This is a genomic window from Aeromonas bivalvium (assembly GCF_000819765.1).
GTDB classification, from domain to species: domain Bacteria; phylum Pseudomonadota; class Gammaproteobacteria; order Enterobacterales; family Aeromonadaceae; genus Aeromonas; species Aeromonas bivalvium.
Window position 1 is genome coordinate 63,293 of the sequence record NZ_CDBT01000024.1, and the last position, 22,527, is coordinate 85,819.

17 protein-coding genes are annotated in these 22,527 nt (G+C 62.0%); 13 read left to right on the forward strand and 4 right to left on the reverse strand.

Annotation, left to right across the window (positions count from 1 at the left end; all coding sequences use genetic code 11):
* From BN1119_RS09005 to BN1119_RS09065, 13 genes are all read left to right on the forward strand, one after another.
* Window positions 1-1,539, forward strand: coding sequence for a sigma-54 interaction domain-containing protein (locus tag BN1119_RS09005; protein WP_041996838.1), 1,539 nt, complete (start codon window positions 1-3; stop codon window positions 1,537-1,539).
* Window positions 1,539-2,141 (forward strand): type VI secretion system-associated protein VasI, encoded by a 603-nt coding sequence (gene vasI / locus BN1119_RS09010; protein WP_041996840.1) that lies wholly within the window; start codon window positions 1,539-1,541, stop codon window positions 2,139-2,141. Before BN1119_RS09005 ends, vasI begins: the two co-directional genes overlap by 1 nt.
* 8 nt (window positions 2,142-2,149) lie before the next feature.
* A complete protein-coding gene (gene tssA / locus BN1119_RS09015) occupies window positions 2,150-3,562 on the forward strand; it encodes a type VI secretion system protein TssA (protein ID WP_041996843.1) in 1,413 nt (470 codons plus the stop codon).
* Between the two features lie 30 nt (window positions 3,563-3,592).
* Window positions 3,593-7,087, forward strand: coding sequence for a type VI secretion system membrane subunit TssM (tssM, locus tag BN1119_RS09020; protein WP_041996845.1), 3,495 nt, complete (start codon window positions 3,593-3,595; stop codon window positions 7,085-7,087).
* Between the two features lie 54 nt (window positions 7,088-7,141).
* Window positions 7,142-8,611, forward strand: coding sequence for a VasL domain-containing protein (locus BN1119_RS09025; RefSeq protein ID WP_041996847.1), 1,470 nt, complete (start codon window positions 7,142-7,144; stop codon window positions 8,609-8,611).
* 48 nt (window positions 8,612-8,659) lie between these two features.
* Window positions 8,660-8,947, forward strand: coding sequence for a type VI secretion system PAAR protein (locus BN1119_RS09030; protein WP_041996850.1), 288 nt, complete (start codon window positions 8,660-8,662; stop codon window positions 8,945-8,947).
* A gap of 10 nt (window positions 8,948-8,957) precedes the next feature.
* Window positions 8,958-10,985 (forward strand): type VI secretion system Vgr family protein, encoded by a 2,028-nt coding sequence (locus BN1119_RS09035; RefSeq protein WP_041996853.1) that lies wholly within the window; start codon window positions 8,958-8,960, stop codon window positions 10,983-10,985.
* Window positions 10,982-11,857, forward strand: coding sequence for a DUF4123 domain-containing protein (locus BN1119_RS09040; RefSeq protein ID WP_041996856.1), 876 nt, complete (start codon window positions 10,982-10,984; stop codon window positions 11,855-11,857). The genes BN1119_RS09035 and BN1119_RS09040 overlap by 4 nt, the downstream gene beginning before the upstream one ends.
* Window positions 11,854-15,024 (forward strand): toxin VasX, encoded by a 3,171-nt coding sequence (locus BN1119_RS09045; protein ID WP_041996858.1) that lies wholly within the window; start codon window positions 11,854-11,856, stop codon window positions 15,022-15,024. The genes BN1119_RS09040 and BN1119_RS09045 overlap by 4 nt, the downstream gene beginning before the upstream one ends.
* Window positions 15,024-15,830, forward strand: a complete 807-nt coding sequence (locus tag BN1119_RS09050) for a hypothetical protein (RefSeq protein WP_041996861.1) — start codon at window positions 15,024-15,026, stop codon at window positions 15,828-15,830. The genes BN1119_RS09045 and BN1119_RS09050 overlap by 1 nt, the downstream gene beginning before the upstream one ends.
* A 130-nt stretch (window positions 15,831-15,960) precedes the next feature.
* Window positions 15,961-16,377: a hypothetical protein gene (locus tag BN1119_RS09055; protein ID WP_041996864.1), complete on the forward strand. Its 417-nt coding sequence runs from the start codon at window positions 15,961-15,963 to the stop codon at window positions 16,375-16,377.
* Between the two features lie 43 nt (window positions 16,378-16,420).
* Window positions 16,421-17,134 (forward strand): hypothetical protein, encoded by a 714-nt coding sequence (locus tag BN1119_RS09060; protein WP_052448042.1) that lies wholly within the window; start codon window positions 16,421-16,423, stop codon window positions 17,132-17,134.
* Between the two features lie 229 nt (window positions 17,135-17,363).
* Window positions 17,364-17,603 carry a hypothetical protein gene (locus tag BN1119_RS09065; protein ID WP_244463712.1) on the forward strand — a complete coding sequence of 80 codons (240 nt, stop codon included), beginning with the start codon at window positions 17,364-17,366 and terminating at the stop codon, window positions 17,601-17,603.
* Between the two features lie 323 nt (window positions 17,604-17,926).
* Here BN1119_RS09065 and yjfF read toward each other — a convergent pair whose 3' ends face one another.
* The 4 genes from yjfF to ytfQ form a co-directional block, all read right to left on the reverse strand.
* Window positions 17,927-18,949, reverse strand: coding sequence for a galactofuranose ABC transporter, permease protein YjfF (gene yjfF, locus BN1119_RS09070; protein WP_041996866.1), 1,023 nt, complete (start codon window positions 18,947-18,949; stop codon window positions 17,927-17,929).
* Complete coding sequence (gene ytfT, locus BN1119_RS09075; RefSeq protein ID WP_041996869.1) at window positions 18,942-19,961, reverse strand: galactofuranose ABC transporter, ATP-binding protein YtfT; 1,020 nt, start codon at window positions 19,959-19,961, stop codon at window positions 18,942-18,944. Before ytfT ends, yjfF begins: the two co-directional genes overlap by 8 nt.
* Before the next feature lies 1 nt (window position 19,962).
* Window positions 19,963-21,471 (reverse strand): sugar ABC transporter ATP-binding protein, encoded by a 1,509-nt coding sequence (locus BN1119_RS09080; RefSeq protein ID WP_041996873.1) that lies wholly within the window; start codon window positions 21,469-21,471, stop codon window positions 19,963-19,965.
* 89 nt (window positions 21,472-21,560) lie between these two features.
* The gene (gene ytfQ / locus BN1119_RS09085; protein ID WP_041996874.1) at window positions 21,561-22,520 is read right to left on the reverse strand and encodes a galactofuranose ABC transporter, galactofuranose-binding protein YtfQ; all 960 of its coding nucleotides are present in this window, start codon (window positions 22,518-22,520) and stop codon (window positions 21,561-21,563) included.
* Window positions 22,521-22,527: the final 7 nt, after the last annotated feature.

Below are 22,527 nucleotides of genomic sequence, written 5' to 3' on the forward strand. Positions count from 1 at the left end.
ATGTTACATGCCCTCGAGTTTGCCCTGGGTCTGACCCGAGCCCGCGATGAGCAGAGCCTGTGCGACTGGTGGCTGGCGGAGCTGGCGACCAGCTACCCGGCCAGCGGCATGCTGCTGGCCATGCTGGATGTCAGCGGCCGCGAGCTGCATTGCCAGGGCCGGGTGCAGGGCCAGCCTGTGACCATGGTGCTGGGGGCGGACGACTTTGCCCATCCGCTCGCCTATGTGCTGCACAAGGCGCAGCCGCGCACCTGGGACTCTCTCTACGGCGGCGCCCGCATCGAACACCCTGGGTTTCGGCAGCTGCTGACCGCGATGGGCCAGGGGACCGGGCTCCATGCCATGCCCCTGGTCGATGGCGGCGGCAAGCCCTTCGCCGTGCTGGCCCTGCTCGATGAGGGGGCTCGGCTGCAAGCCTGGCAGGATGAGCCCTGCCTCGGCGCCCTGGCCCAGCTGTTTTGCAACCAGCTGACCCTGATCCGCGAACTGGGACGCAGCCGCCGGGATCAATCCGTGCTGCGGGACTCCCTGCGCCAGATCAAGGGGGAAGGCCAGCGCCAGCGGCTGCACGAACAACTGCTCGACGAGCGGCTGATCGGCCAGTCGGCGGCGATCCGCGGCCTGCGCCAGCAGATCCATCAGGCGGGTCAGCACAGGCTGACCGTGCTGATCCAGGGGGAGACGGGCAGCGGCAAGGAGGTGGTCGCCCGCCTGGTACACCAGTGCTCGGATCGGGCCGACAAGCCCTTCGTGGCCATCAACTGCGGCGCCATCCCGGAGAACCTGATCGAAAGCGAGCTGTTTGGCTACCTGAAGGGGGCCTTCTCCGGCGCCCAGCACAACAAGGCCGGCCTGGTGGCCCAGGCCCATGGCGGCACCCTGTTCCTCGACGAGGTGGGGGACATGCCCGCAGCCATGCAGGTCAAGCTGCTGCGGGTGCTGGAGACCCACGCCTATCGCCCCCTGGGGGGCGAGAAGGAGTGTCACTCCGATTTTCGGCTCATCGCCGCCACCCATCAGCCCCTGACCCGTCAGGTGGAGGAGGGGGTCTTTCGCAGCGATCTCTACCACCGCCTCTGCCAGTGCCTGCTGCACATAGCGCCCCTGCGCGAGCGCAGCGAGGACATAGCGCCCCTGTGCCAGCACTTCCTGGCCCAGTTCGGGGCCGCCGATGGCAAGGGGCCGGGCAAGTTGCAGGCCGGCTTCCTGCGCCAGCTGCAGGGGTACGACTTCCCGGGCAACGTGCGCGAGCTGCGCAACCTGCTGGAGGTGGCCTGCGCCCATACCCGGGCCGGGGAGGAGATAGGGCTGGAGGCGCTGCCCCCCGAGCTGCAAAACCGGGTCTGCGCCACCCTGCCTGACCTGCTCGATGACTACAACCATATCCGGGACCTGCGCATGGCCATGCAGAAATACGAGGCCTCGGTGATCGAGGCGCGCCTGCGCCACTACCAGGGCAATCGCCTGCTGGTGGCCCAGAGCCTGAATATTCCCAAACGAACCCTGGATCACAAGTGCCAGAAGCTGGAGGTGAACTGATGTCACTTAGCCTGATCCCGCTGCTGCTGGCCAGCGTCACCCAGGGCGATGCCCTGGCTCCCCAGCTGCAACAGTGCCGCGCCGAGCCCTCTCCCCTGGTGCGATTGGCCTGCTATGACGCCATCGGCGCCGAGACGGCGTCCCAGGTCGAGCCGGTGCAACAATCCCGGCTCTGGCAGGAAATCTGGCGCCAGGAGCAGGGGCGCACCGCCCAGGATGCGCCTTTTCTGCTCGGCCGGGAGGAGGGACAAACCGGGGAGCAGGCGGCGCTGCTGCTCACCCGACCCGCCCTGCGTGGTGCCACCCTGGCCATCGCCTGTCGCGACAACATCACCAGTCTGCGCCTGCGGCTGGACGAGCCCTGGGTGGGCAACCGGGTCGAGACCCGGCTCGACGGCGCGCTGCGCCAGGGCAACTGGTTCGTACGCGAGCAGGGGCTGCTGCTGGAGTACGGCCGCGGCCTGCCCGCCATCGAGGAGCTCAAGGCCTGGACGGGGCATCGTCAGTTGACCCTGACCGCCCCCAGGGGGCGGGCGTTGCAATTTGATCTGGGGGGGCTGGGGCAAGCCCTGTCCCCCTTGCGTCAACAGTGTCGCTGGTAGGAGAGAAGATGAGTCATATGCACCCCTGGTGTCATCGGCTCCTGACCGAGCTGCCCGAGGATCGCATCGCGGCCCCGGTGCCGACAGACAATGGCAACTGGGACTATGTCGAAACCGAGTTGGTCAAGCTGGGCTCCCTGGCCCACAGCCAGGTCAATCTGGACGAGGTGGCCGAACGCTGCCTGCAACTGTTTGAGCGGCACACCAAGGACATGCGGGTGCTTGCCCAGTTGCTGCGTTGCCTGCAACACCCGGCCAAGATTGTTCCGTTCGGTACCGCTCTGGCCCTGCTCGAGGCCTGGCTGGGTGCCTATTGGCAGCAGGCCTGGCCTCACAATCCGGTGCAGAAGCAGCGGTTGATGGTGCAGATCGTCAAGCGGTTCGAGGCGGCGGCGCAGCGCAGCTGCGAGACGGCCAGCGCCGGTGAGCTGAACCAGCTGCTCAGCCGCTGGGACAGCCTGGATACCCGCTGGCTTGCCCTGTGCCCCGACAAGGGGGAGACACTGGCGAGCCTGGGCAGTGCCCTGCGCCGCGCCCAATCCCGTCAGGCGGCCCAGCAACAGGCCGACGGAGGAGAGTCCGCGTCCACGCCCGTCGCGGCGACGGCCCCAGGCGATACCGGGAGCATGGGCCTGACCCCCACCCCGGCTGCGAGCGCCCCCCTCGAGGTCGACAGCAGCAATGACAGGGCCTGGCGTCAGACCCAGCTCAAGGTGGCCGAACTGCTCATCGAGCGCCAGCCCGAGGCGGCGGTGGGCTACCGGCTGCGCCGTCACGCCATCTGGTCCGGGATCGTCACGGCGCCCCAGGGGGGCGCCAAGGGCAAGACCCAGCTCGCCCCCGTCTCCCCCGACATGGTGGATGAGTACCGCGCCGCCATGACAGAGCCGAGCCAGGCGCTCTGGCAACGGGTGGAGCAGAGCCTGACCCTGGCACCCTACTGGCTGGAGGGGCATCTGCTCTCCTGGGAACTGGCCCGGGCCCTGGGCTTTGGCGCCGTGGCCCAGGCCATCCGGGAGGAGGCCCAGGCCCTGCTGGCCCGCCTGCCCGCCCTCAAGGATCTCGCCTTCAGCGACGGCACCCCCTTCCTGGGCAGCGCCTGTGTCAGCTGGTTGCAGCAGGAGCGCAGCGGGGCAGGGGAGGGAAACCTGGAGGCGCAGGCTGAGGCCAGTCTGGCCGAGGGCGGCCTGGGCGCGGCCCTGCAACGGCTCGAGGAGCAGATGCAGGGGCTGAGCGAACCCAGATCCCGCTTCTATGCCGAGCTGGTACAGGCGGATCTGCTGGCTCAGGCCGGCATGGCGAGCCTGGCGCGGCAACATTATCAGCACCTGTGGCAAACCACGGTTCGACTGGGTCTGGCCCAGTGGGAACCAAGCCTGGTCGGTCGCCTGGAACAGTACGCGACCCCCGGGTCGAAATGAGTCATCGAGTCGGAGTTGAAACACAATCCTATGTTCAAGACCCTGTTTAGTTTTTTACGGCAACAGCTGCCCAAGCTCAAACCCTCCTGGACCCTGTTGGGGGGACTGGTGTGGGTGGTCGTGCTGATCCTGGCCTGGTGGCTCGGCCCCCGTCTGACCCTGGCGCAGAGCCAGCCGCTGGCTTCCGTCTGGGGCCGGGTGGTGTTCACCCTGCTCTGGCTCTGGCTGGCACTGGGCATCCTGGCCTGGCGCCTCTACCAGGGGCTCAAGCGTGAGCGTCTGGCCCGCGAGCAGGAGGTGGTGCTGGAGCAGGATCCGGCCCAGGCCCTGGTCGACAGCCAGCAGCGCTTCCTCGACCGCTGGCTGGCGACCCTGCGCCAGCATCTGGGCAAGCAGGCGCTCTACGCCATGCCCTGGTATCTGGTGCTGGGACTGCCCGGCAGCGGCAAGAGCAGCCTGATCCACAGGGCCAATCCGGCCAACAAGCTCAACCCCAGGCTGGACGGTGAGCTGCGCGATGAAGCCCAGGATCAGCAGATCGACTGCTGGCTCGGCGAACAGGCGGTGATGCTGGATCCCGATGGTCAGCTGTTTGCCGAGCCCAGAGGGGATGAGGGGCACTCGGCGGCGCAGCGGCGCTGGCACCATCTGCTTGGCTGGCTGCGGGACAATCGGGGTCGCCAACCCCTCAACGGCCTGGTGCTGACGGTGGATCTTGCCTGGCTGTCCCAGGCCAGCGTCTCCGAGCGCAAGGCCTATGCCCAGCTGATGCGCGCCCGTCTGCAGGAGCTGGTGGGCACTCTCAATACCCGGCTGCCGCTCTATGTGGCCTTCACCAAGCTGGATCTGCTGCACGGCTTCGACGCCGCCTTCGAGGCGATGGACAAGGAGGCCCGCGAGGCCGTGCTCGGGGTCACTTTCGGGCCGGACAGCAGCCAGGGCAAGGAGTGGCTGACAGAGCTCGCGCAGTTCTGGGATCAGTGGCTGGCCAATCTCAACGACAACCTGCCCGAGATGCTGCTGGCCGGTCACGGGGACAGGCAACGCAACGCCCTGTTCGCCTTCGTGCGCCAGCTGGCGGGGCTCAAGGACTATGTCACCGCCCTGCTGGACGAGACCCTGGCCCCTCTGGAAGAGGGCAAGCCCATCCTGGTGCGCGGCGTGTATCTGAGCTCCGTCTACCAGCAAGGGGTGCCGTTTGATGCGTTCGCCCAGGCCTCGGCCCGTCGTTATCAGTTGCCGGACCCCATCTACTCCTCCCTGCGGGGCGAGTCGACCACCTACTTCGTGCGCAACCTGTTTGCCTCCATCATTTTCCCCGAGGCGCATCTGGCCGGGGAGAACCGGCTGCACACCCTCTATCGTCGTCGTCGCATGGCCTTCGGGGTGGGGGGGATAGCCCTGGTGTGCGCCGGTCTCATCGGGGGCTGGCACTACTACTATCGGGTCAACGAGGCGGCGGGCCAGGTGGTGCTGGCCAAGGCCCAGGACTTCATGGATACCCGGGATCTGGGGGGCCAGGATGGGTTTGGCTTCAATCAACTGCCCAGGCTCAACCTGATCCGCGAGGCAACCCTGTCGTTTGGCAACTACCGGGAGCGTTCGCCCCTGCTGGCGGATCTGGGACTCTACCAGGGGGACGAGATAGGCCCCTATGTGGAGGGCTCCTACCTGCAGCTGCTGCGACTGCGTTTCCTGCCCGCCCTGATGGCGGGACTGAAAGAGGATCTCGAGCAGGCTCCGGCGGGCAGCGAGGAGAAGTTTGCCATCCTGCGGGTGATGCGGATGATCGACGATGCCTCGGGTCGCGACAAGGCCCAGGTGGAGCAGTTCATGGCGAGCCGCTGGCAGCGGGCCTTCCCGGGGCAGGGACAGGCTCAGGATCAGTTGATGGGGCACCTGGATTATGCCCTGGACCACACCAACTGGCATGGCAGCCGCCAGCAGAAGGATCAGGCGGCCATCACGGCCTTCGTGCCGTTCCAGCAAGCGGTCTACGGCGCCCAGCGCGAGCTTGGCAAGCTGCCCCTCTATCAGCGGGTCTATCAGAATCTGGTGCTCAAGGCCGACGAGACCCTGGCGCCGGATCTCGATATCCGCGACGAGGTGGGTCCCACCTTCGACAATGTGTTCGTGCTGCGCGACGAACAGCGGGGCCAGGTACCCAGGCTGCTCACTTATCCGGGGTTTAGCACCTTCTTCCTCAAGCAGGATGCCTCCCTCATCGACCTGACCGCCACCGACGCCTGGGTGCTGGGCCAGCGCAAGCATACCCGGCTGAGCGAGGCGGACAGGAATGAGATCACCCGCCAGGTCAACGATCGTTACGTCACCAACTATGTGGGCCAGTGGCAGAACCTGCTGACCAACCTGGATGTGCAGCCGCTGCAAAACCCGCAGCAGGCGCTGGATGTGCTGGGGGCCATCACGGGCAACGATCAGCCGTTCCAGCGGGTCATCGCCACCCTGGACGACAACACCCGCATTCGCCAGTTGTCGGACAAGGAGGGGGATCCTGCCCAGGCCATCTCGGCCCGGATCGGCCGTCCTTTCCTGGCTACCAATGCCGTGCTGAGCGGCCGTGGCGAGCAGGGACCGCTCATCTCCGAGGTGACCCAGAAGATCACCGACTTGCAGCACTATCTGGATCTGATCGTCAACGCCACGGATCCGGGCCAGGCAGCGCTCAAGGCGGTGCAGATGCGCCTGACCAACAAGTACGCCGATCCTGTGTTCGCCCTGCAGCAGTACGCCAGCGGCCTGCCCATGCCGCTGGATCGCTGGGTCGGTCAGCTGGCCGAAGACAGCTCCCGCCTGGTGGTGGACTTGGCCATGTCCTCCCTCAACCAGGAGTGGCAGAACCGGGTCGTCACCCCGTTCAACACAGAGCTGGCGGGACGCTATCCGTTCAATCCGGCCTCGGCCAAGGATGCTCCTCTCTCCGAGCTGGAGCGCTTCTTTGCCCCCGGCGGCACCCTGGACAGCTTCTACCAGAGCAACCTCAAGCCCATGGTGGAGAGCGGCATGATGGACGGGGACTATGGCTCGCCGGTGCAGGCCGAGCTGCTCAAGCAGCTGGAGCGGGCCGCGCGCATTCGCCAGACCTTCTTCACCCCCAAGGGCAACCTGGAAGTGCAGTTTGTGCTCGAGCCCATCGAGCTGACCGCCAACAAGCGGCGCAGCGTGCTCAACCTGGACGGCCAGTTGCTCGAATACGCCCACGGCCGACGGGGCAAGGTGCCGCTGGTGTGGCCCAACACCATGCGTGACGGGGCCGAGAGCAAGATCACCCTGGTGCCCGCCGCACCGGATCGCTCACCGCGCAGCGAGGGCTTCGTCGGGCCCTGGGCCATGTTCCGCCTGATGGACAAGGGGGTGCTGACCCAGGTGAAGGAGGCCGCCTTCGACGTGCGCTTCCCGGTGGATCAGGGGGCCATGACCTATCGGGTCTATACGGACGCCTCCCACAACCCCTTTGCCGGCGGCCTGTTCAGCCAGTTCCGCCTGCCGGAATCCCTTTACTGACAGGGGGGCTCCCCCGGGTGCGTGCCCGGGGAGAGCCACCCATGGAATCTTGATATGCAAGACGCACAACAGGCACTGAAGATAGGTTCGGATCCCCGCATGCTGCCCGAGTACGAGGCGCTGCGGGCCGAAATCAACAAGCTGAGCCACGCCTCCCGCCCCGAGGTGGACTGGGCCAGGATCCACCGCCTGGCGAGCGAGATCTTCGATCGCCACGGGGTGGATCTGCAAACCGCCATCTACTTCGTGCTGGCCCGCTCCCGGTTGCAGGGGCTCAAGGGGTTCGCCGAGGGGTGCGAGTTCCTGGCAAACCTCATCGTCAGCCAGTGGCAGAGTTTCTGGCCCCCCGCCCATCAGGAGCGGGCCAGGGTCGAGATGCTGGACTGGTTCATCGCCCGCATCAGCCCCATCATCCGCGAATACCAGATAAGCCATGACGACAAGCGCCTCATCTACCGTTGCGAGAGGGCCCTGCAGCTCATCAGCGAGAAGCTGCACCATTGCGGGCTCAGCCGCATCCCCAGGGTCGAGAACCTGGTGCACTTCATCGAGGGATATACCCACCTGTTCGATGAGGCCGAGGTGGTCATCGTCTCGGACGAGGAGGGGAGCGCCCAGGAGATGAACATACCGCCCATGGTCTTCTTTCAGGGGGAACAAGCCGCCCAGTCAGGCCCGGCGCCGACGGGGAGGGGGGATGGGCCCGTGCAGGGCAGCATTCTGGTGGGGCGAGAGCCCGGCAGCCTCAGGCCCACGGTGCTGAAGATAGAGACCAAGACCAAACGGCGTCCCGCCTGGCAGTGGTTTGCCGCCGGGGTGCTCTGCTGCGCCCTGCCTGCACTGGCGGTATGGGGCTGGCAGGAGAGTCAGCAGAGCCAGAGCCGGCAACAGCAGCAGGTCGCCAGCGAGCGTGAAGCCATGGTGGCGCGGCTGAAGCAACCGGCCCAGCCGCAGCCCCGCGGGCTGGACAGGGACGATATCCGCCAGGCGCGCATCGTGCTGGGGGAGCAGGCCCTGCAGGATCTGGCCCCAGATCTGGTGGGCGACTACCAGCGCAAGCTGACCCAGCTCGAACAGATCTCTCCCCTCTACTGGTATGGGGTGGGGGACGAGCTCAATACCTCCATGGCGCGGCTCTACCCGGAGACGGCCCAGGTCCAGGCCATGGCGCGCCAGTGGCAGGCGGCCCTGCAACGCCAGCGCGGCGATGCCGCATCGGCGCAGTCCCGCTACCTCGGGGTCAAGGGCGGCGTCGATGAGCTGCTGGCCACCCTGCTCGAGCTGGAGCGTCAGCGCAAGACGGTGACCATCTCCTACCTCAAGTCCCGCCTCTATGAAATTCAGCAGGACTTGCTGCTGGACGTGCCCCTCGAGGCCAGGCTGGCGACCCTGGAAGGGAAGGGGCAGGCGGCCCCGGCCCAGCTCAAGCTCATGGAAGATGAACTGAAATCCCTGGCCGTGCGCCTCTATCAATTGCAGGGCAGCCCCCTGTACCAAGACGGTGGCATCCTGCCCCCGGGTTGAATTCCCGCCCATGCCGAGGTGTTGGCATGGGCGAACAAGGAGAATCATATGTGTCCCAGCATTGCCCTGCTCGGAGATCTCGGCACCGATCATGATGGATTCGTGCCATCGCCCATCATCGCCGCGAGCCCGGATGTCCTGCTCGATGGCAAACCCGTGGCCCGTCAGGGAGATCCCCTGGCGCCCCACGACAAGCCCAACAACCCGCCCCATCCGCGCAGCATCTCGGGCGGGGTCGGCTCCGTGCTGGTCAACGGCAAGCCCATCGCCGTCACCGGCACCGAGATTGGTTGTGGCGGCGTGGTGATCGGCAGCGGCACCGGTCAGGCAGGATAAGGAGCCATCCATGGCAGACAACACAGGATTGCAGTTCACCGCCCGGGTGGGCACCCTGCCCGAGACCACCTTCGCCGTGGCCGGGTTCAGCCTGGATGAGCGCCTGAGCGGCCCCTTCACGCTGACCATTGACCTCGCCAGCCACCAGGCCGACATCCCCTTCGCCGAGGTGCTCGACCAGCCCTGCGAACTGCTGGTCTGGTACCACGGCGAGTTGCAGCGCCGGGTCTGCGGCGTGGTCAGCGACATGGTGCAGGGGGACAGCGGCTTTCGCCGCACCCGCTATCAGGTCGTCGTCAGGCCCGCCCTCTGGCGCCTCTCCCTGCGCCGCAACGCCCGCATCTTCCAGGCGCAAAAACCTGAAGAAATCATCAGCATACTGCTGCAAGAGGCCGGCATCACCGACTATGCCTTCGCCCTGAAACACGACCACCCCCAGCGGGAATACTGCGTCCAGTACCGGGAGAGCGACCTCGAATTCGTCGAGCGCCTCGCCGCCGAGGAGGGGCTCTTCTATTTTCACGAGTTCGAGGCGGGCAAGCACCGCATCGTCTTTGCCGACGATGCCGCCGCCCTGACCCCGGGCCCCGAGCTCTTCTTCAATCTCGGCAACCGCTCCCTGGAGCAGGGTCCTTATGTGCGCCAGTTCCACTACCGCGAATCGGTGCGCACCAGCGAGGTGGAGCTGAAAGACTACAGCTTCAAGACCCCGGCTTATGGCCTCTCCCATCATGCCGTCGGCAGTACCCTCGATCACCAACGGGATGGCTATCAGCATTTTGACTACCCGGGCCGCTTCAAAGCCGACCCGAGCGGCAAGGCCTTCAGCCAGTACCGGCTCGACGCCCTGCGCCAGGACGCCATGACGAGCCAAGGCCAGTCCAACTGCGCCGCCCTGCTGCCGGGGCAGCGTTTCTCCCTGAGCGAACATCCCAACGACAGCCTCAACACCGACTGGCAGATTGTCCATGTCCGCCACATCGGCAAACAGCCCCAGGCCCTGGAAGAGGAAGGGGGCGATGGCGCCACCACCCTTGGCAACGACTTCTCTGTGGTCAAGGCCCAGCAGAGCTGGCGCCCTGCCATTCCCCACAAACCCATGGTGGACGGCCCCCAGGTCGCCTTCGTGGTGGGGCCCGAGGGGGAGGAGATCTATTGCGACGAGCACGGCCGGGTCAAGCTGCAATTCCCCTGGGACCGCTATGGCTCGAGCAACGACCAAAGCTCCTGCTGGGTGCGGGTGAGCCAGGGCTGGGCCGGCGGCCAGTACGGCATCATGGCCATCCCCCGCATCGGTCACGAGGTGATCGTTTCCTTCCTGGAAGGGGACCCGGATCAGCCCATCGTCACCGGGCGCACCTATCACGCCACCAACCGGCCGCCCTACGAACTGCCTGCCCACAAGACCCGCACCGTGCTGCGCACCGAGACCCACCAGGGGGAGGGCTTCAACGAGCTGCGCTTCGAGGATCAGGCCGGGCAGGAGGAGATCTACATCCACGGTCAGAAAGACCTGAACCTGCTCATCGAAAACGACGCGGCCTGGCACATCAAGCACGACGAGCATCGGGATATCGACCATGAGCGGGTGACCCGCATCAAGGCCAACGACCACCTCAGCGTCGATGGCGAGAAACGGGACCAGATCAAGGGGGACTATTCCCTCACCGTGGATAGCTCCCTGCATCAGAAGCTGGGGCAATCCCTGCTGGTGGAAGCGGGCAGCGAGGTGCACCACAAGGCGGGCATGAAGATAGTGCTGGAGGCAGGCGCCGAGCTGACACTCAAGGTCGGTGGCAGCTTTGTGAAAATCGATCCGAGCGGCGTGACCCTCTCCGGCGGCAGCATCAAGCTGAACTCAGGGGGCAGCCCGGGCTCGGGTTCTGGCTGGGCGGGCAAGATGCCGACCCTGCCCGGTGAGGTGGAAGTGGTGGCGCCCCCCGCCCCCCTGGACCCTGTCCGTCAGATTGCGACGCTCAAATCCGCCGAGCCCGTGTGCGAGATCTGCGAGCTGCTCGCCAAGGAGGGGGAGGCATGACACACCCTCTGCCGCCCCTGACGTTGGCGCAAGGAGAACGACTCTATTTGTTGCTTGATGGCGGCCAGATCCCGTGTATTGAACGGACCTTGTTTGAAATTTCCGACTCACCCGACTATCAGCCCATCTACCTGCATCAGCCTTGGGACAGCCTGCGGGAGGTGAGCCCCTGTCTGGTCAGCGCCAGCCGGACACTGCTGGACTGGTTTATGGAAAAGCGTGAACCATCATGGGGTTACCTGTTATCTTCCCCCCTCGAATTGCTGGCGTTGGCCGAGAGCCTGCGCACGCTCATCGAGGTCGAGAGCCCCTATGGCAGCCGCATTCTGCTCAAGATGGCCAAACCCGAGACCATGGGACGGCTGCTGATGGATGAGGACCCCTGGCTGTGGCAGGGGATAGGGCAGGTCTGGATCCCGACGCCAGAGGGCTGGCAGCACCGGCAGGCCCCCCCTGTGCTTGCCCCAAGACAGGGTGAACGGTTGCGGCTGACCGATGAGCAGTGGACGCGGCTGGGGGAGGTCACCTGGCAGAACACGCTGGGGGCGATAGGGCGCCATATGGAGAAATGGTTTCCCGCGCGGCTGGCCGAGCAGACAGATGCTCCTCGGTGGATCGCCGAGTGGGCCGAGTGGGGCTATGGCAGGGGATTTCAGAGCGAGCGGGATCTGCTGCTGATGTTCAACCTGCTGGGCTATCTGGGAGACACCGTGTTGACCCCGGCGCAACAGGTGCCAGGTGAAGAAGACGAGGTGGACGACATACGCGAACTGGCGCTGAACCCATCGAGCCAGACCCCGTCCCAACGTATTGAACGGGCCGCCGAACTGGCCCAGGCTCGCGTGCAGAACAAGAAGGAGAGAGTGGCATGAGCACCCCCAATCAGGCTGCCCAGTGTGCAAATCCGAGTGACGGCAAGCACCCCGCCGGGGCCTGTCCGTTCAAGAACAAAGAGATAGCCATAGTACCGGTGCGTTATGCACTGGATGAGGGGTTCGTCTCCCCCCAGCGTCAGCCGCACCCCTTGCCAGGCAAAGGTTTCAAGGGGGCCCTGACGCTCAAGAGTCGCGCATACACCCTGCGCCAACTGCGCGATGGCTGGCTCTATGTCTATGACGAGACCGCCAAGGTGCTCGATGAGTACGAGATCAAGGGGGCGCAATTTGTCAGCGCCAGCAAGGGGAGCAAGGGACATCTGCTCTATCTGGCGCCCCACACCCTGATGTTGATCTACTCTCCCGAACGCTGGACCACCCGCATCAAGGGCGAGATGACGAAAAATGCCAGCCTGCGTGGCAGCTGGATGCGCAAGGTCACGCCACTCAGCTTCGCCACCACCTTGAAGGCGGCCCATTGCGGGGTAACCGACTTGCTCGCACAGGTGGCAGATCTTGGCATGCCGAATCAGGACTTCTCGCTAAGCTGTACCCCTCTGTCTCAGCCCGAAGAGGAAGGGAAGCTGGGGGCCATCAAGCTGCTGCGGCACAAAGCTGCCGGAACGCCTGAGGCCTACAAGGCCGGTATGCCGGATCCCAAGAGCGCCATGATGGTTGCCCTGGATGACCCCTTGGCCGATCTCGCCGACCTCAGTATGGAGGTCAACAATCTGCTGGCCAAACGCGAAGCCCTGCTGGGTGAGAATGACACCATCAGAAAAACCAATAGCCACAAGCTGATGATGGCAGAGGTGACCCGCAATCTGGCAAGGGTCCGGTTAGATGAGAAGGAACTGCCCGCTTCCGTCAGAGGCAATGTGGCCAAAACCCAGGCTTTTGAAGAGGCGCTGGATGATTATCTGGGGGACCGGTATCTCGCCGATGCCGAAAGCATGAGCGCAGAGCCCGGTATGGTGACATTCAACTCCCCCATGGCCCAGCAAGCCGATGCCAAGCTCCAGCGCCTGCGTGACCAGTACGGTTTCAACCCTTCCAGCAAGCAGGTCAATCAATGGAAGGAGCGTGCCGCCTTCCAGGATGAGGTCAATTGGGGCGGACTCAATGGCTTTATCAAACAGTATCAGGTGCCCCTCAATGAGCTGGAACTGGCCCTGGGTCGCGCCCACGAAGATCTGCGCAATGGCCTGACCCGCCTCAAGGCCGATCCGCTGCCCTTTGGTCTGGATAACAGGACGGCCAGGGGACAGGCCTATCTGTTGACCCTGATAGCCGAAGCGGCGCAGGCGACCACCCTCAGCTGCACCAGCCAGGACCACAAAAAAGCACTGGAAAAACTGCTGGATGAGAAACGCCGGGACAACCTGCTGGCGCTGGCCCCCTATGGTTTTGATAGTGATCTGCACAAGGGGTTGAGCGAGCAGACGGTGGACAATACCTGGCTCAGCACCTCTTCGGGGGACATGACGGCTCTCTTTGGTCGAGTGGCCGAGTTGGAGACACTGCTGGGGGAGGAGAGGCTCAAGCAGAAGCCCTGGTTCCAGACGGTCGAGGCCGTGATCGACGCCATCAAAGGGGCGGGTCAATCCCTTGCCAAGGGGGCCCATGCCCAGATCATGGCGGCCATCTTGCCCCATGCCTGGAAGAACAGCCTGGCAGGCAACTTAAGGCTGGTACTGCTCGAATCCCTGCTTGGCGACAAGCCGCTCCAGGTCGACAGCGGTTTCAAGCTGCGCTGGGGTGGTTTCCAGAGCAAGATGCAGCCTATCGTCAAGCAAATGGCCGTCATCTCCTCGCCCCCGCCCGGGCGCAACACCACGGTGCAAGCCATCAATGGCCAGTTAAGGGCCTTGCAACAAGAGCTTGATACCCTGATAGCCGCCGAGATGCCGCAACTGGTCAGACTCAAGGGGGAGCTCTACCAGCAGCAGGCACGGCAATATATAGGCGACTATCTGGCGAGCGTGCGCACTGGGGTGAGCAAGGGGGTCTCGGCCATGAATGAGCGTGTGCCCAATATGGGTACCTTCGGCGGCTTGGTGGCCCTGCTCAACCTCTGGAACCTGAGTGTGGTCATTGCCGGAACGGCGCAAAACGCCCAGTCTATCGGCCGGGAGCGGGCCTCACTGCAATTGGGGGCTGCCTTTGCCTGGACAGGGAACGCCATTGCTGCGCTCTACCAGGGGGCGGCGTGGGAGAAGTTAAAGCCTCTAGTAACTAACGGAAAAACACTGACATCATTGTCAATTAGTGACGTGCTGGGAAGTAAGGATGGGGCTTTGATTAGGTCCTTCTCTATACGGATGTTAGCTTTTGCTGGGTTGGGAATGGTGGCTGCAGGGGCAGAGATGTGGGACTCCTTCCAGGCCAGCAAGGATCCTCTGATAAGCAGCATGGAAAAAACACTTCTGCAAATGAAAGCGGTTGTATTGCTAGGCCAGGGGGGGATCTTTTTTACTCAGCTTGTGTTCTTAGGTATCAATGGGTTTGGTGGCTCGTCCATAGCAGCGATTTTTGCACCCTGGATGGCGGTTGGATTATTTGTGCTAGGTGCCGCCTATCTGGTACTGACAGTGCTGCTGAATATCTTTAAACGTTCGGATCTGGAAAAGTGGTTGCTGCAATCCACTTGGGGCAAGCAGCCCGCCAACTGGTCCGCAGAAGACGAACTGGCTCGCTTTGAGTTGCTGGTCAATAAGCCTGGTGCCAGCCTGACGGTGGTGCGTTCCCCGGCCCAGGGCTGGATGGACAGCGGTCGCCCCCAGTGGCAGTTGCAACTCTCGCTGCCAGCTCACTTGAGAGGGCAGACCATAGGTTTAAAGGTCATCGGCCAGCCAATTGCTCGCGCCGGTCAAATGGTGCCGGTACGCTCCAAAGAGGATCTGGCGCGCTATCAGGCTGCCATGCAGCCCAAGACGCTGGAGACACAACGCGGACGCTGGGATGAGATGGTCTATTCCCTGCCGCTGGGGGTCGATACCAATACCGCCATCAAACTGGAGCTGGGATATATGGGTGGCATGGTACAGCGGCAATTTGTCTTCAAGGGCAGCGGCAATAGTGGTGGACCTATCACTTTGAATTCCAGCAGCGGTGAATTAAGTTCTATGCCCGCCCTGGTAGTTGGTAAACAAGGGAGTAAATAATGAACAACACGAATGAAGCAGCTGGGGCAAGCGAGCAAGAAACCCCTTTTCATCAGCTACCGCAGGAAGAACAGCAACGCATTAGCAATGCCAATCAGAAAAAAGTGTATGAGGCTCAGACGTGCTATGAATGGGATATTAAAGTTCCAACAACTTTCGCCTGGCCAATAATATTGATAGTCGTTGGCGCTATGATGCTATTCGGAGGTGCGGTGGTATGGTTTGCTGGAGATAATGATTGGGCTTTTGTTTATATGATGGTCGGTATGTCGATAGTGATGACGTTCTATTTACGTTATTTGGTGATGGCGGATAAGCATTACCATTATCGGTTAACAACAGAGGGTTTAATCGTCACTTATCATGAGGCTATTCCCGAAGTGGCCTACACTATAGTGCGTGGTTTGGCTTGGCTTGGAGTGGTGGTGTGCGTGATGGCCGTGGCTGTACTGGGACCGCTAGCACTGGTTGGCGCAGGCGGCATGGCTCTTTTGGCCGTGTTTTTCACTGGTTTTGAAAAAAAAACCACGACTGAATACACGGTGTTTAATAAAGATAAAAAATACGTTGTGAAGGTAGTAAAAAAAAGAAGTCTTATTCGGTTTGATGTCATCCCATTTAGCTGGTTTGAGTTTTCTTATATGTATTGCCATAAAGAAGATCTATATAAAATTCTGTCATGTTTGATGGGAGAACTTGGATGTGATGAATATAGAGAATTTAAAAGTGAACTATCTCTTCGCAGGACCCCTGTTGGTGTATTGGATGTTGGCGCCCCAAGAAAACTGGATGAAATAAATAAGTAGCTTATTAGTATGGAGTGTTTATTTAGATGTGACAGTCGTAGGGGTATTAGAATGATTGGTGTAAGAGACGTGGCTATTTAAATCAACTCAGGGCTACCAATCTGCCGAGGACGAACTGGCTCGCTTTGAATTGCTGGTCAATAAGCCTGGTGCCAGCCTGACGGTGGTGCGCTCCCCGGCCCAGGGCTGGATGGACACTGGTCGCCCCCAGTGGCAGTTGCAACTCTCGCTGCCGGCTCACTTGCGAGGGCAGACCATAGGACTGAAGGTCATCGGCCAGCCTCTGGCCCGCGCTGGTCAGATGGTGCCGGTACGCTCCAAGGAGGATCTGGTGCGCTATCAAGCGGCCATGCAGCCTAGGACGCTTGAGACACAGCGCGGACGCTGGGATGAGATGATCTATACCCTACCGCTGGGGGTCGATACCAATACCGCCATCAAGCTGGAGCTGGGCTATTTGGGTGGCATGGTGCAGCGGCAATTTTTTTCAAGGGCAACGGCAATAGCAACGGCCCCATTATATTGGATACCAGCAGTGGTGAGGTGAACTCTATGCCTGCACTAGTGGTTGGCACGCAAGGGAATAAATAATGAACGAGGCGAACGAGCAGGACATCCCTTTTCATCTGCTGCCGCAGGAAGAGCAACAACGTATAATCAATGCCAATCAGAAAAGGGTGCGTGAGGCCCCTACGCTCCATGAATGGGGGATTAGGGTAAAAACACCTTTTGTCTGGCTAGTTATTTCAATCCCAGTTGGTATTATGATGTCTATTGGTATATGGCTAGTGTATAGCGATGATGATGCAGGTTGGGCTCCTATTATCATGGGGGGAATAGTTGCGGCCTTTACTCGTTACTTATGGCTAGCAGATAAAAACTATCATTATCGACTGACAACAGAAGGCTTAATCGTCACTTATCATGACGCCATTCCTGAAATAGCCTATAAAATAGTCCGGGGCTTGGCTTGGCTGGGAGTGGCTGTATGTGTGATGGCGGTAGCAGTATTGGGGCCGTTAGCACTGGTTGGTGCAGGTGGTATGGCGCTCTTTGCGGTGTTTTTCACTGATTTTAAGAGTGAAGTTTCAGAACATGATACCATGTTTAAGAAAGACTGGCCCTACACGCTGTCTATTTCTAATAGAAAAAAGGCACTGAGATTTGAATCCACCCCCTTTACAGTTGCATATAGCGACAATTTATATTGTAAGTCCGAGGATTTTGAACGTGTTATTGAACTGATTAAAAATCAAATCAGATGCGTCGAGATAAAAAATATAAAAGGTCATCCAATGATTTGATTTTAAGATCTCGACAGTGATTGATAAATAACTCTTGTTGCTATTCACTAGGAAGCCAGTTTGTTCGATGAACAAGCTGGCTCACTATCCGGCGATTTTCTTGAGCCCCAATAAGGAAACTTGAATGGCATATTCTATACCTTTGACACCAATACCGCCGTCAAGCTGGAGTTGGGGTATCTCGGGGGTATGATTCAGCGGGACTTCATTTTCAAGGGCAGAAGTAGCAGTGGCGGCCCTGTCGCAGTGCTTTGCCGAACGCTACTTCGCCGCCCATCCCGAGCTGGCAGTCTGGAGCGAGCCATTGCCACCCGAGCAGTGGGCCAAGCCGAGCGAGCGGTTGACCCGTTGCAACCAGCTGCTGGCGGAGCAATACGCCGAGGGCCGGAACATCTTCACCGTGGGTGACGTGCGCGAATTGCTGGGGGAGGAGATAACCCCGCAGGCCGCTCAGACGTTGGCGCACTGAGGCGATAAACCAGCGGGCACGGTGGGGCTGCCGCTGCCCAGCCTGACTGCATGGAGATGGTATTCACAAGACACAGGTTTCAAGCCGATGTCTTGCATACAAGGCGTTAACACGCACTTCCTTCTGCATCAATCTCAGGCCTTGCTGAACATAAGGCAAGGCGTCCTGCCACGCTTGTGCCCTGATGTGGGGGACTGGGGATTGCCATGCCCCGGATAGCCAGCTCTGCCTGCTGTTTGCAACCGACGCTGGCATGGCTCAATGCACATTCAGAAGCTCTGGGGTTGCAGGTGCCAGGCTCATGGGTCGTTATCTCTTGCGTCTTATCCTCCTGCCTCGGGGGAGGGGGTGGCGGCAACCTGGCGTTTGAAGGGGCCTGGCTTGTTGGCCTTGCGGTGTTCCGAGACCAGGATCAGCAGGCGCTGCAGGGCGATGAAGCAAAACAGCAGCAGGCCGATGATGATCTTGGTCCACCAGGAGCTGAGAGTGCCGTCGAAGTTGATGTAGGTCTGGATCAAGCCCTGGATCAGCACCCCGAACAGGGAGCCGAAGACGGTGCCCACCCCGCCGCTCAGCAGGGTGCCGCCGATCACCACGGCGGCGATGGCATCGAGTTCCACCCCGACGGCGGCAAGCGGATAGCCCGCCGAGGTATAGAGCGCGAACACTATGCCTGCCAGGGTCGCCAGGGTGGTGGAGAGCAGGTAGATGCGAATGGTGGTGTGGCGCACCGAGATCCCCATCAGGGCCGCCGAGGTGGCGTTGCCGCCGATGGCGTAAACGTTGTTGCCAAAGCGGGTGCGGTTGGCGAGCAGGATGCCGAAGACCACCACCGCCAGCATGATGAGGGCCAGCAGGCTCAGGCGCCCGCCGCCCGGGATCTTCCATGACAGGCTCGACAGGTAGGTGAAGCTGGGGTGATCGATGGGCAGGGACTGCTCGGAGATGAGAAAACTGGCCCCCCGCAGGAAGAACATGCCCGCCAGGGTGATGATGAAGGCGGGGATCTTCAGGGTGTCGATGAGCCAGCCCATGAGGGCGCCAAAGCCTGCTCCGAGCACCAGCACCAGGGGGATGGCCAGCATGGGGCTGACCCCAAGATCCCCGATGAGGGTTGCCAGCAGCACGCCGGTGAAGGCGATGACGGCCCCCACCGACAGATCGATGCCCCCCGAGAGGATGACGAAGGTCATGCCCACCGCCACTATTCCTAGAAACGCGTTGTCCGTCAGTATGTTGCAGATGATGCGGGTGGACATGAAGGCCGGGAAGGAGGCCAGGCAGAGCAGATAGCCCAGCACGAAGACCATGATGGTCACCATCAGGGGGAGGTTGCGTTTAAACATGGCGAGTCCCTCGCTGGAACAGGTGGTTGAGGGCCGGTGACTGCATGACCAGCACCGCTAGCACCACCAGGGCCTTGACGATCTGGTTCCACTGGGGCTGGTAGCCGGAGAGCAGAATACCTGTGTTCACCCCCTGGATGATCAGTATGCCGATCAGGGAGAGGGCGAGGTTGAAGCGCCCCCCCATCAGGGAGGTGCCTCCTATCACCACCGCCAGAATGGCGTCCATCTCGAGCCAGAGCCCGGCGTTGTTGGCATCGGCACCCCGGATGTCGGCGGCGACTATCATGCCGGCGACGGCGGCCATCATGCCGCTCAACAGGTAGGTGGCGATAACCACCATGGGGGTGTTGAGCCCGGCGTTCTTGGCGGCCTTGATGTTGATCCCCACCGCTTCGATGAAAAGGCCGAGGGCGGTGCGCTTGGTCAGCAGCCAGAGCAGCAGCGTCATCCCCAGGGTGATGATGACCGGGGTGGGCAGATAGAAGAGGGAGCCGCTGCCGATCCAGGCAAGGGCCTCGTTGTTGAAGGTGATGATCTGCCCCTCGGTGATGAGCTGGGCGATGCCCCGGCCCGCTACCATGAGGATCAGGGTGGCGACGATGGGCTGGATCTTGAACACCGCCACCAGCAGGCCGTTCCACAGGCCGCACAGAAGGCCCACCCCGATGACGGCGGCGAAGATGACCGGCAGGCTGTGACCGCCGGTGGCCAGGCTGGCCATGGTGGCCCCGCTGATGGCCATGACGGCTCCCACCGACAGGTCGATGCCGCCGGTGGCGATCACCAGCGTCATGCCGAGGGAGAGCAGGGCCACCGGGGCACAGCGGTTGAGGATGTCGATGAGGCTGCCAAACAGCCGCCCATCCTGGATGTGGATGGCGAAGAAGTTGTCGGCGACCAGGGCATTGATGAGCAGCACGCACACCAGGGCGGCGCACTGGGCCGAGCCCGTGGGCCACTCCCTGCGGGCGCGCGACCCCTTGGCGAGGGGGAGGATGGATGACGTCATATCAGGCCTCACATGCAATGGCGTTCATGATGGCAGGAACGCTGAGGGCGTCCGTCGCAAGCTCTGCCACCTGTTTTCTGTCACGAAGGACGATCACCCGATCGGCATAGCCCACCAGCTCCTCGAGCTCGGAGGAGATGACCAGCAGGGCCAGCCCGTTGGCGCAGAGGGATTCGATGAGGCGGATGATCTCGGCGTGGGCCCCCACGTCGATGCCCCGGGTGGGCTCGTCCAGGATCAGGAACTGGGGCTTGGTGAGCAGCCAGCGGGCGAGCAGCACCTTTTGCTGGTTGCCCCCGGAGAGAAACTGGATGGGCTGCTCCGGTCCCGGGGTCTTGATGGCCAACTGCTCGATGAGGCGGGCGCTGATCTCGTCCTGCTCCTTGCGGGGCAGGGGGCGCAACCAGCCCCGCTGGGCTTGCAGGGCCAGCACCATGTTCTCCTGCACCGAGGCCGAGGCGATGATACCGGCGCTCTTGCGATCCTCCGGGCAGAAACCAAAGCCGTTGGCGGCCGCCTGGCGTGCAGAGCGGATGGTTACCGCTTTGCCCCGCACCCGGCACTCGCCACAATCCTTTGGCACTATGCCGAACATCAGCTCGGCGGTCTCGGTACGACCGGACCCGAGCAGGCCGGCGAGACCGACGATCTCCCCGGGCATGACGTCGAGACTGAAAGGGGCGATGACCCCCCGCTTGCCATAGTCCCTGAACGACACCATGGGCTGGTGGCTGCGCAGTGTCTTGCCCGCCCGCTTGAGGGCATTGTCGTCCAGCTCGCGCCCCAGCATCATCTTGACCAGCTCCAGTTGTGGCAGCGCCTGGGTGTCGCGGGTGCCGACCAGCTCGCCGTTGCGCAGCACCGTGATGCGATCGCTGATGGCGTAGACCTGATCGAGAAAATGGGTGATGAAGATGAGGCTCACCCCCTGATCCCGCAGGCGCGTCATCAGGGCGAAGAGCATCTGGACTTCGCTGGCATCCAGGCTCGCGGTGGGCTCGTCCAGGATCAGGATCCTGGCGGAGAGTGACACCGCCCGGGCGATGGCTACTATCTGCTGCATGGCGACCGAGTAGTGGTCGAGGGGCAGGGTGACATCCATCTCAAAGCCGTGGCTGGCCATGATGGCGCTGGCCTGCCGGGTCATGGCGGCTCTGTCGATGAAGCCGAAACGGCGGGGTTCGTGGCCGATGAAGAGGTTGTCCGCCACCGACATGTTCGGCAGCAGGTTGACCTCCTGATAGACGGTGCCAATCCCCAGGCGCTGGGCGTGGGCTGTGTCCGTCGGGGAGATGGGAACGCCATCGAGCTCGATGCGGCCCGCATCACGCTGATAGACGCCGGTGAGGGTCTTGACCAGGGTGGACTTGCCGGCCCCGTTCTCGCCGAGCAGCGCCATGATCTCCCCCCTTCGCAGGGAGAAGTCCACCTGATGCAGGGCTCGTACCCCGGGAAAGGCCTTGCAGATCCCGCGGGCGTTCAACAGGACATCCTGAGTGTTTTCTGACATGAATAGGGGCTCTCCGATATAAGACGCCATATCGCAACCCAGCCGATATGGCGTCTTATTCAACTGGCAGGCTCAGCGGGCGAGCGGTATTAATAACCCATGTCTTTTTTGAGCTCGAGCTGGGCCTCGGCACTCCCGGGCTCGAACAGAATAGACGCCGTCTTGATATGTTTGGGGGGCAGGGTGCCGTCTTTCTTATAGGCCAGCAGGGCATCGAAGGCGGGGCCTGCCATATTCGGCGTCAATTCTACCGAGGCATTGGCTTCGCCGGACATCATCGCCTTGAAAATATCCGGTACGCCATCGATGGAGATGATCTTGATATCCGTGCCCGGTTTCAGCCCGGCCTCTTTAATGGCCTGAATGGCGCCGATGGCCATGTCATCGTTATGGGCGTAGACGGCGCAAATATTCTTGCCGCTATTTTCCGCCTTGATGAAGCTCTCCATCACTTCCTTGCCCTTGCTGCGGGTGAAGTCCCCAGACTGGGTGCGGATGATCTTGATGGTGGGCACGGCCGCGACGGTGTCGAGGAAGCCCTTCTTGCGATCCAGCGCCACGCTGGCACCCACTGTGCCTTGCAATTCCACCACGTTGCACGGCTTGCCATCCTGCTGCTTGATGAGCCACTGGGCCGCCACTTCTCCCTCGTGGACGCTGTCTGCGGCGACCCCGGTCATGAAGAGGCCGTCATCTTTCACCGTGATGTTGCGATCCAGCAGGAACACTGGGATCTCGGCCTCTTTCGCCTCCTGCAATACCGGATCCCAGCCGGTCTGCACCACGGGCGAAATAAAGATGGCATCCACCCCCTGGGCAATGAAGGAGCGAATGGCCTTGATCTGGTTCTCCTGTTTCTGCTGGGCATCGGCAATTTTCAGGGTGATGCCGCGTTTTTGCGCTTCGCTCTTGGCGACCGAGGTTTCCGCCGCCCGCCAGCCGGACTCAGAGCCTATTTGCGAGAAGCCCACCGTCATCTCGGCAGAATATGCAGAGGCAGAGAGAATGAGGGTGCTGATAATGCTCGCCAGTTTCACTTTTTTATACATATGACAC

Bases quoted from the DNA above. Each gene is read 5' to 3' on its own strand.
- BN1119_RS09005 (WP_041996838.1), top strand. From the start codon at position 1: ATGTTACATGCCCTCGAGTTTGCCCTGGGTCTGACCCGAGCCCGCGAT.
- vasI (WP_041996840.1), top strand. From the start codon at position 1,539: ATGTCACTTAGCCTGATCCCGCTGCTGCTGGCCAGCGTCACCCAGGGC.
- tssA (WP_041996843.1), top strand. From the start codon at position 2,150: ATGAGTCATATGCACCCCTGGTGTCATCGGCTCCTGACCGAGCTGCCC.
- tssM (WP_041996845.1), top strand. From the start codon at position 3,593: ATGTTCAAGACCCTGTTTAGTTTTTTACGGCAACAGCTGCCCAAGCTC.
- BN1119_RS09025 (WP_041996847.1), top strand. From the start codon at position 7,142: ATGCAAGACGCACAACAGGCACTGAAGATAGGTTCGGATCCCCGCATG.
- BN1119_RS09030 (WP_041996850.1), top strand. From the start codon at position 8,660: ATGTGTCCCAGCATTGCCCTGCTCGGAGATCTCGGCACCGATCATGAT.
- BN1119_RS09035 (WP_041996853.1), top strand. From the start codon at position 8,958: ATGGCAGACAACACAGGATTGCAGTTCACCGCCCGGGTGGGCACCCTG.
- BN1119_RS09040 (WP_041996856.1), top strand. From the start codon at position 10,982: ATGACACACCCTCTGCCGCCCCTGACGTTGGCGCAAGGAGAACGACTC.
- BN1119_RS09045 (WP_041996858.1), top strand. From the start codon at position 11,854: ATGAGCACCCCCAATCAGGCTGCCCAGTGTGCAAATCCGAGTGACGGC.
- BN1119_RS09050 (WP_041996861.1), top strand. From the start codon at position 15,024: ATGAACAACACGAATGAAGCAGCTGGGGCAAGCGAGCAAGAAACCCCT.
- BN1119_RS09060 (WP_052448042.1), top strand. From the start codon at position 16,421: ATGAACGAGGCGAACGAGCAGGACATCCCTTTTCATCTGCTGCCGCAG.
- yjfF (WP_041996866.1), bottom strand. From the start codon at position 18,949: ATGTTTAAACGCAACCTCCCCCTGATGGTGACCATCATGGTCTTCGTG.
- ytfT (WP_041996869.1), bottom strand. From the start codon at position 19,961: ATGACGTCATCCATCCTCCCCCTCGCCAAGGGGTCGCGCGCCCGCAGG.
- BN1119_RS09080 (WP_041996873.1), bottom strand. From the start codon at position 21,471: ATGTCAGAAAACACTCAGGATGTCCTGTTGAACGCCCGCGGGATCTGC.
- ytfQ (WP_041996874.1), bottom strand. From the start codon at position 22,520: ATGTATAAAAAAGTGAAACTGGCGAGCATTATCAGCACCCTCATTCTC.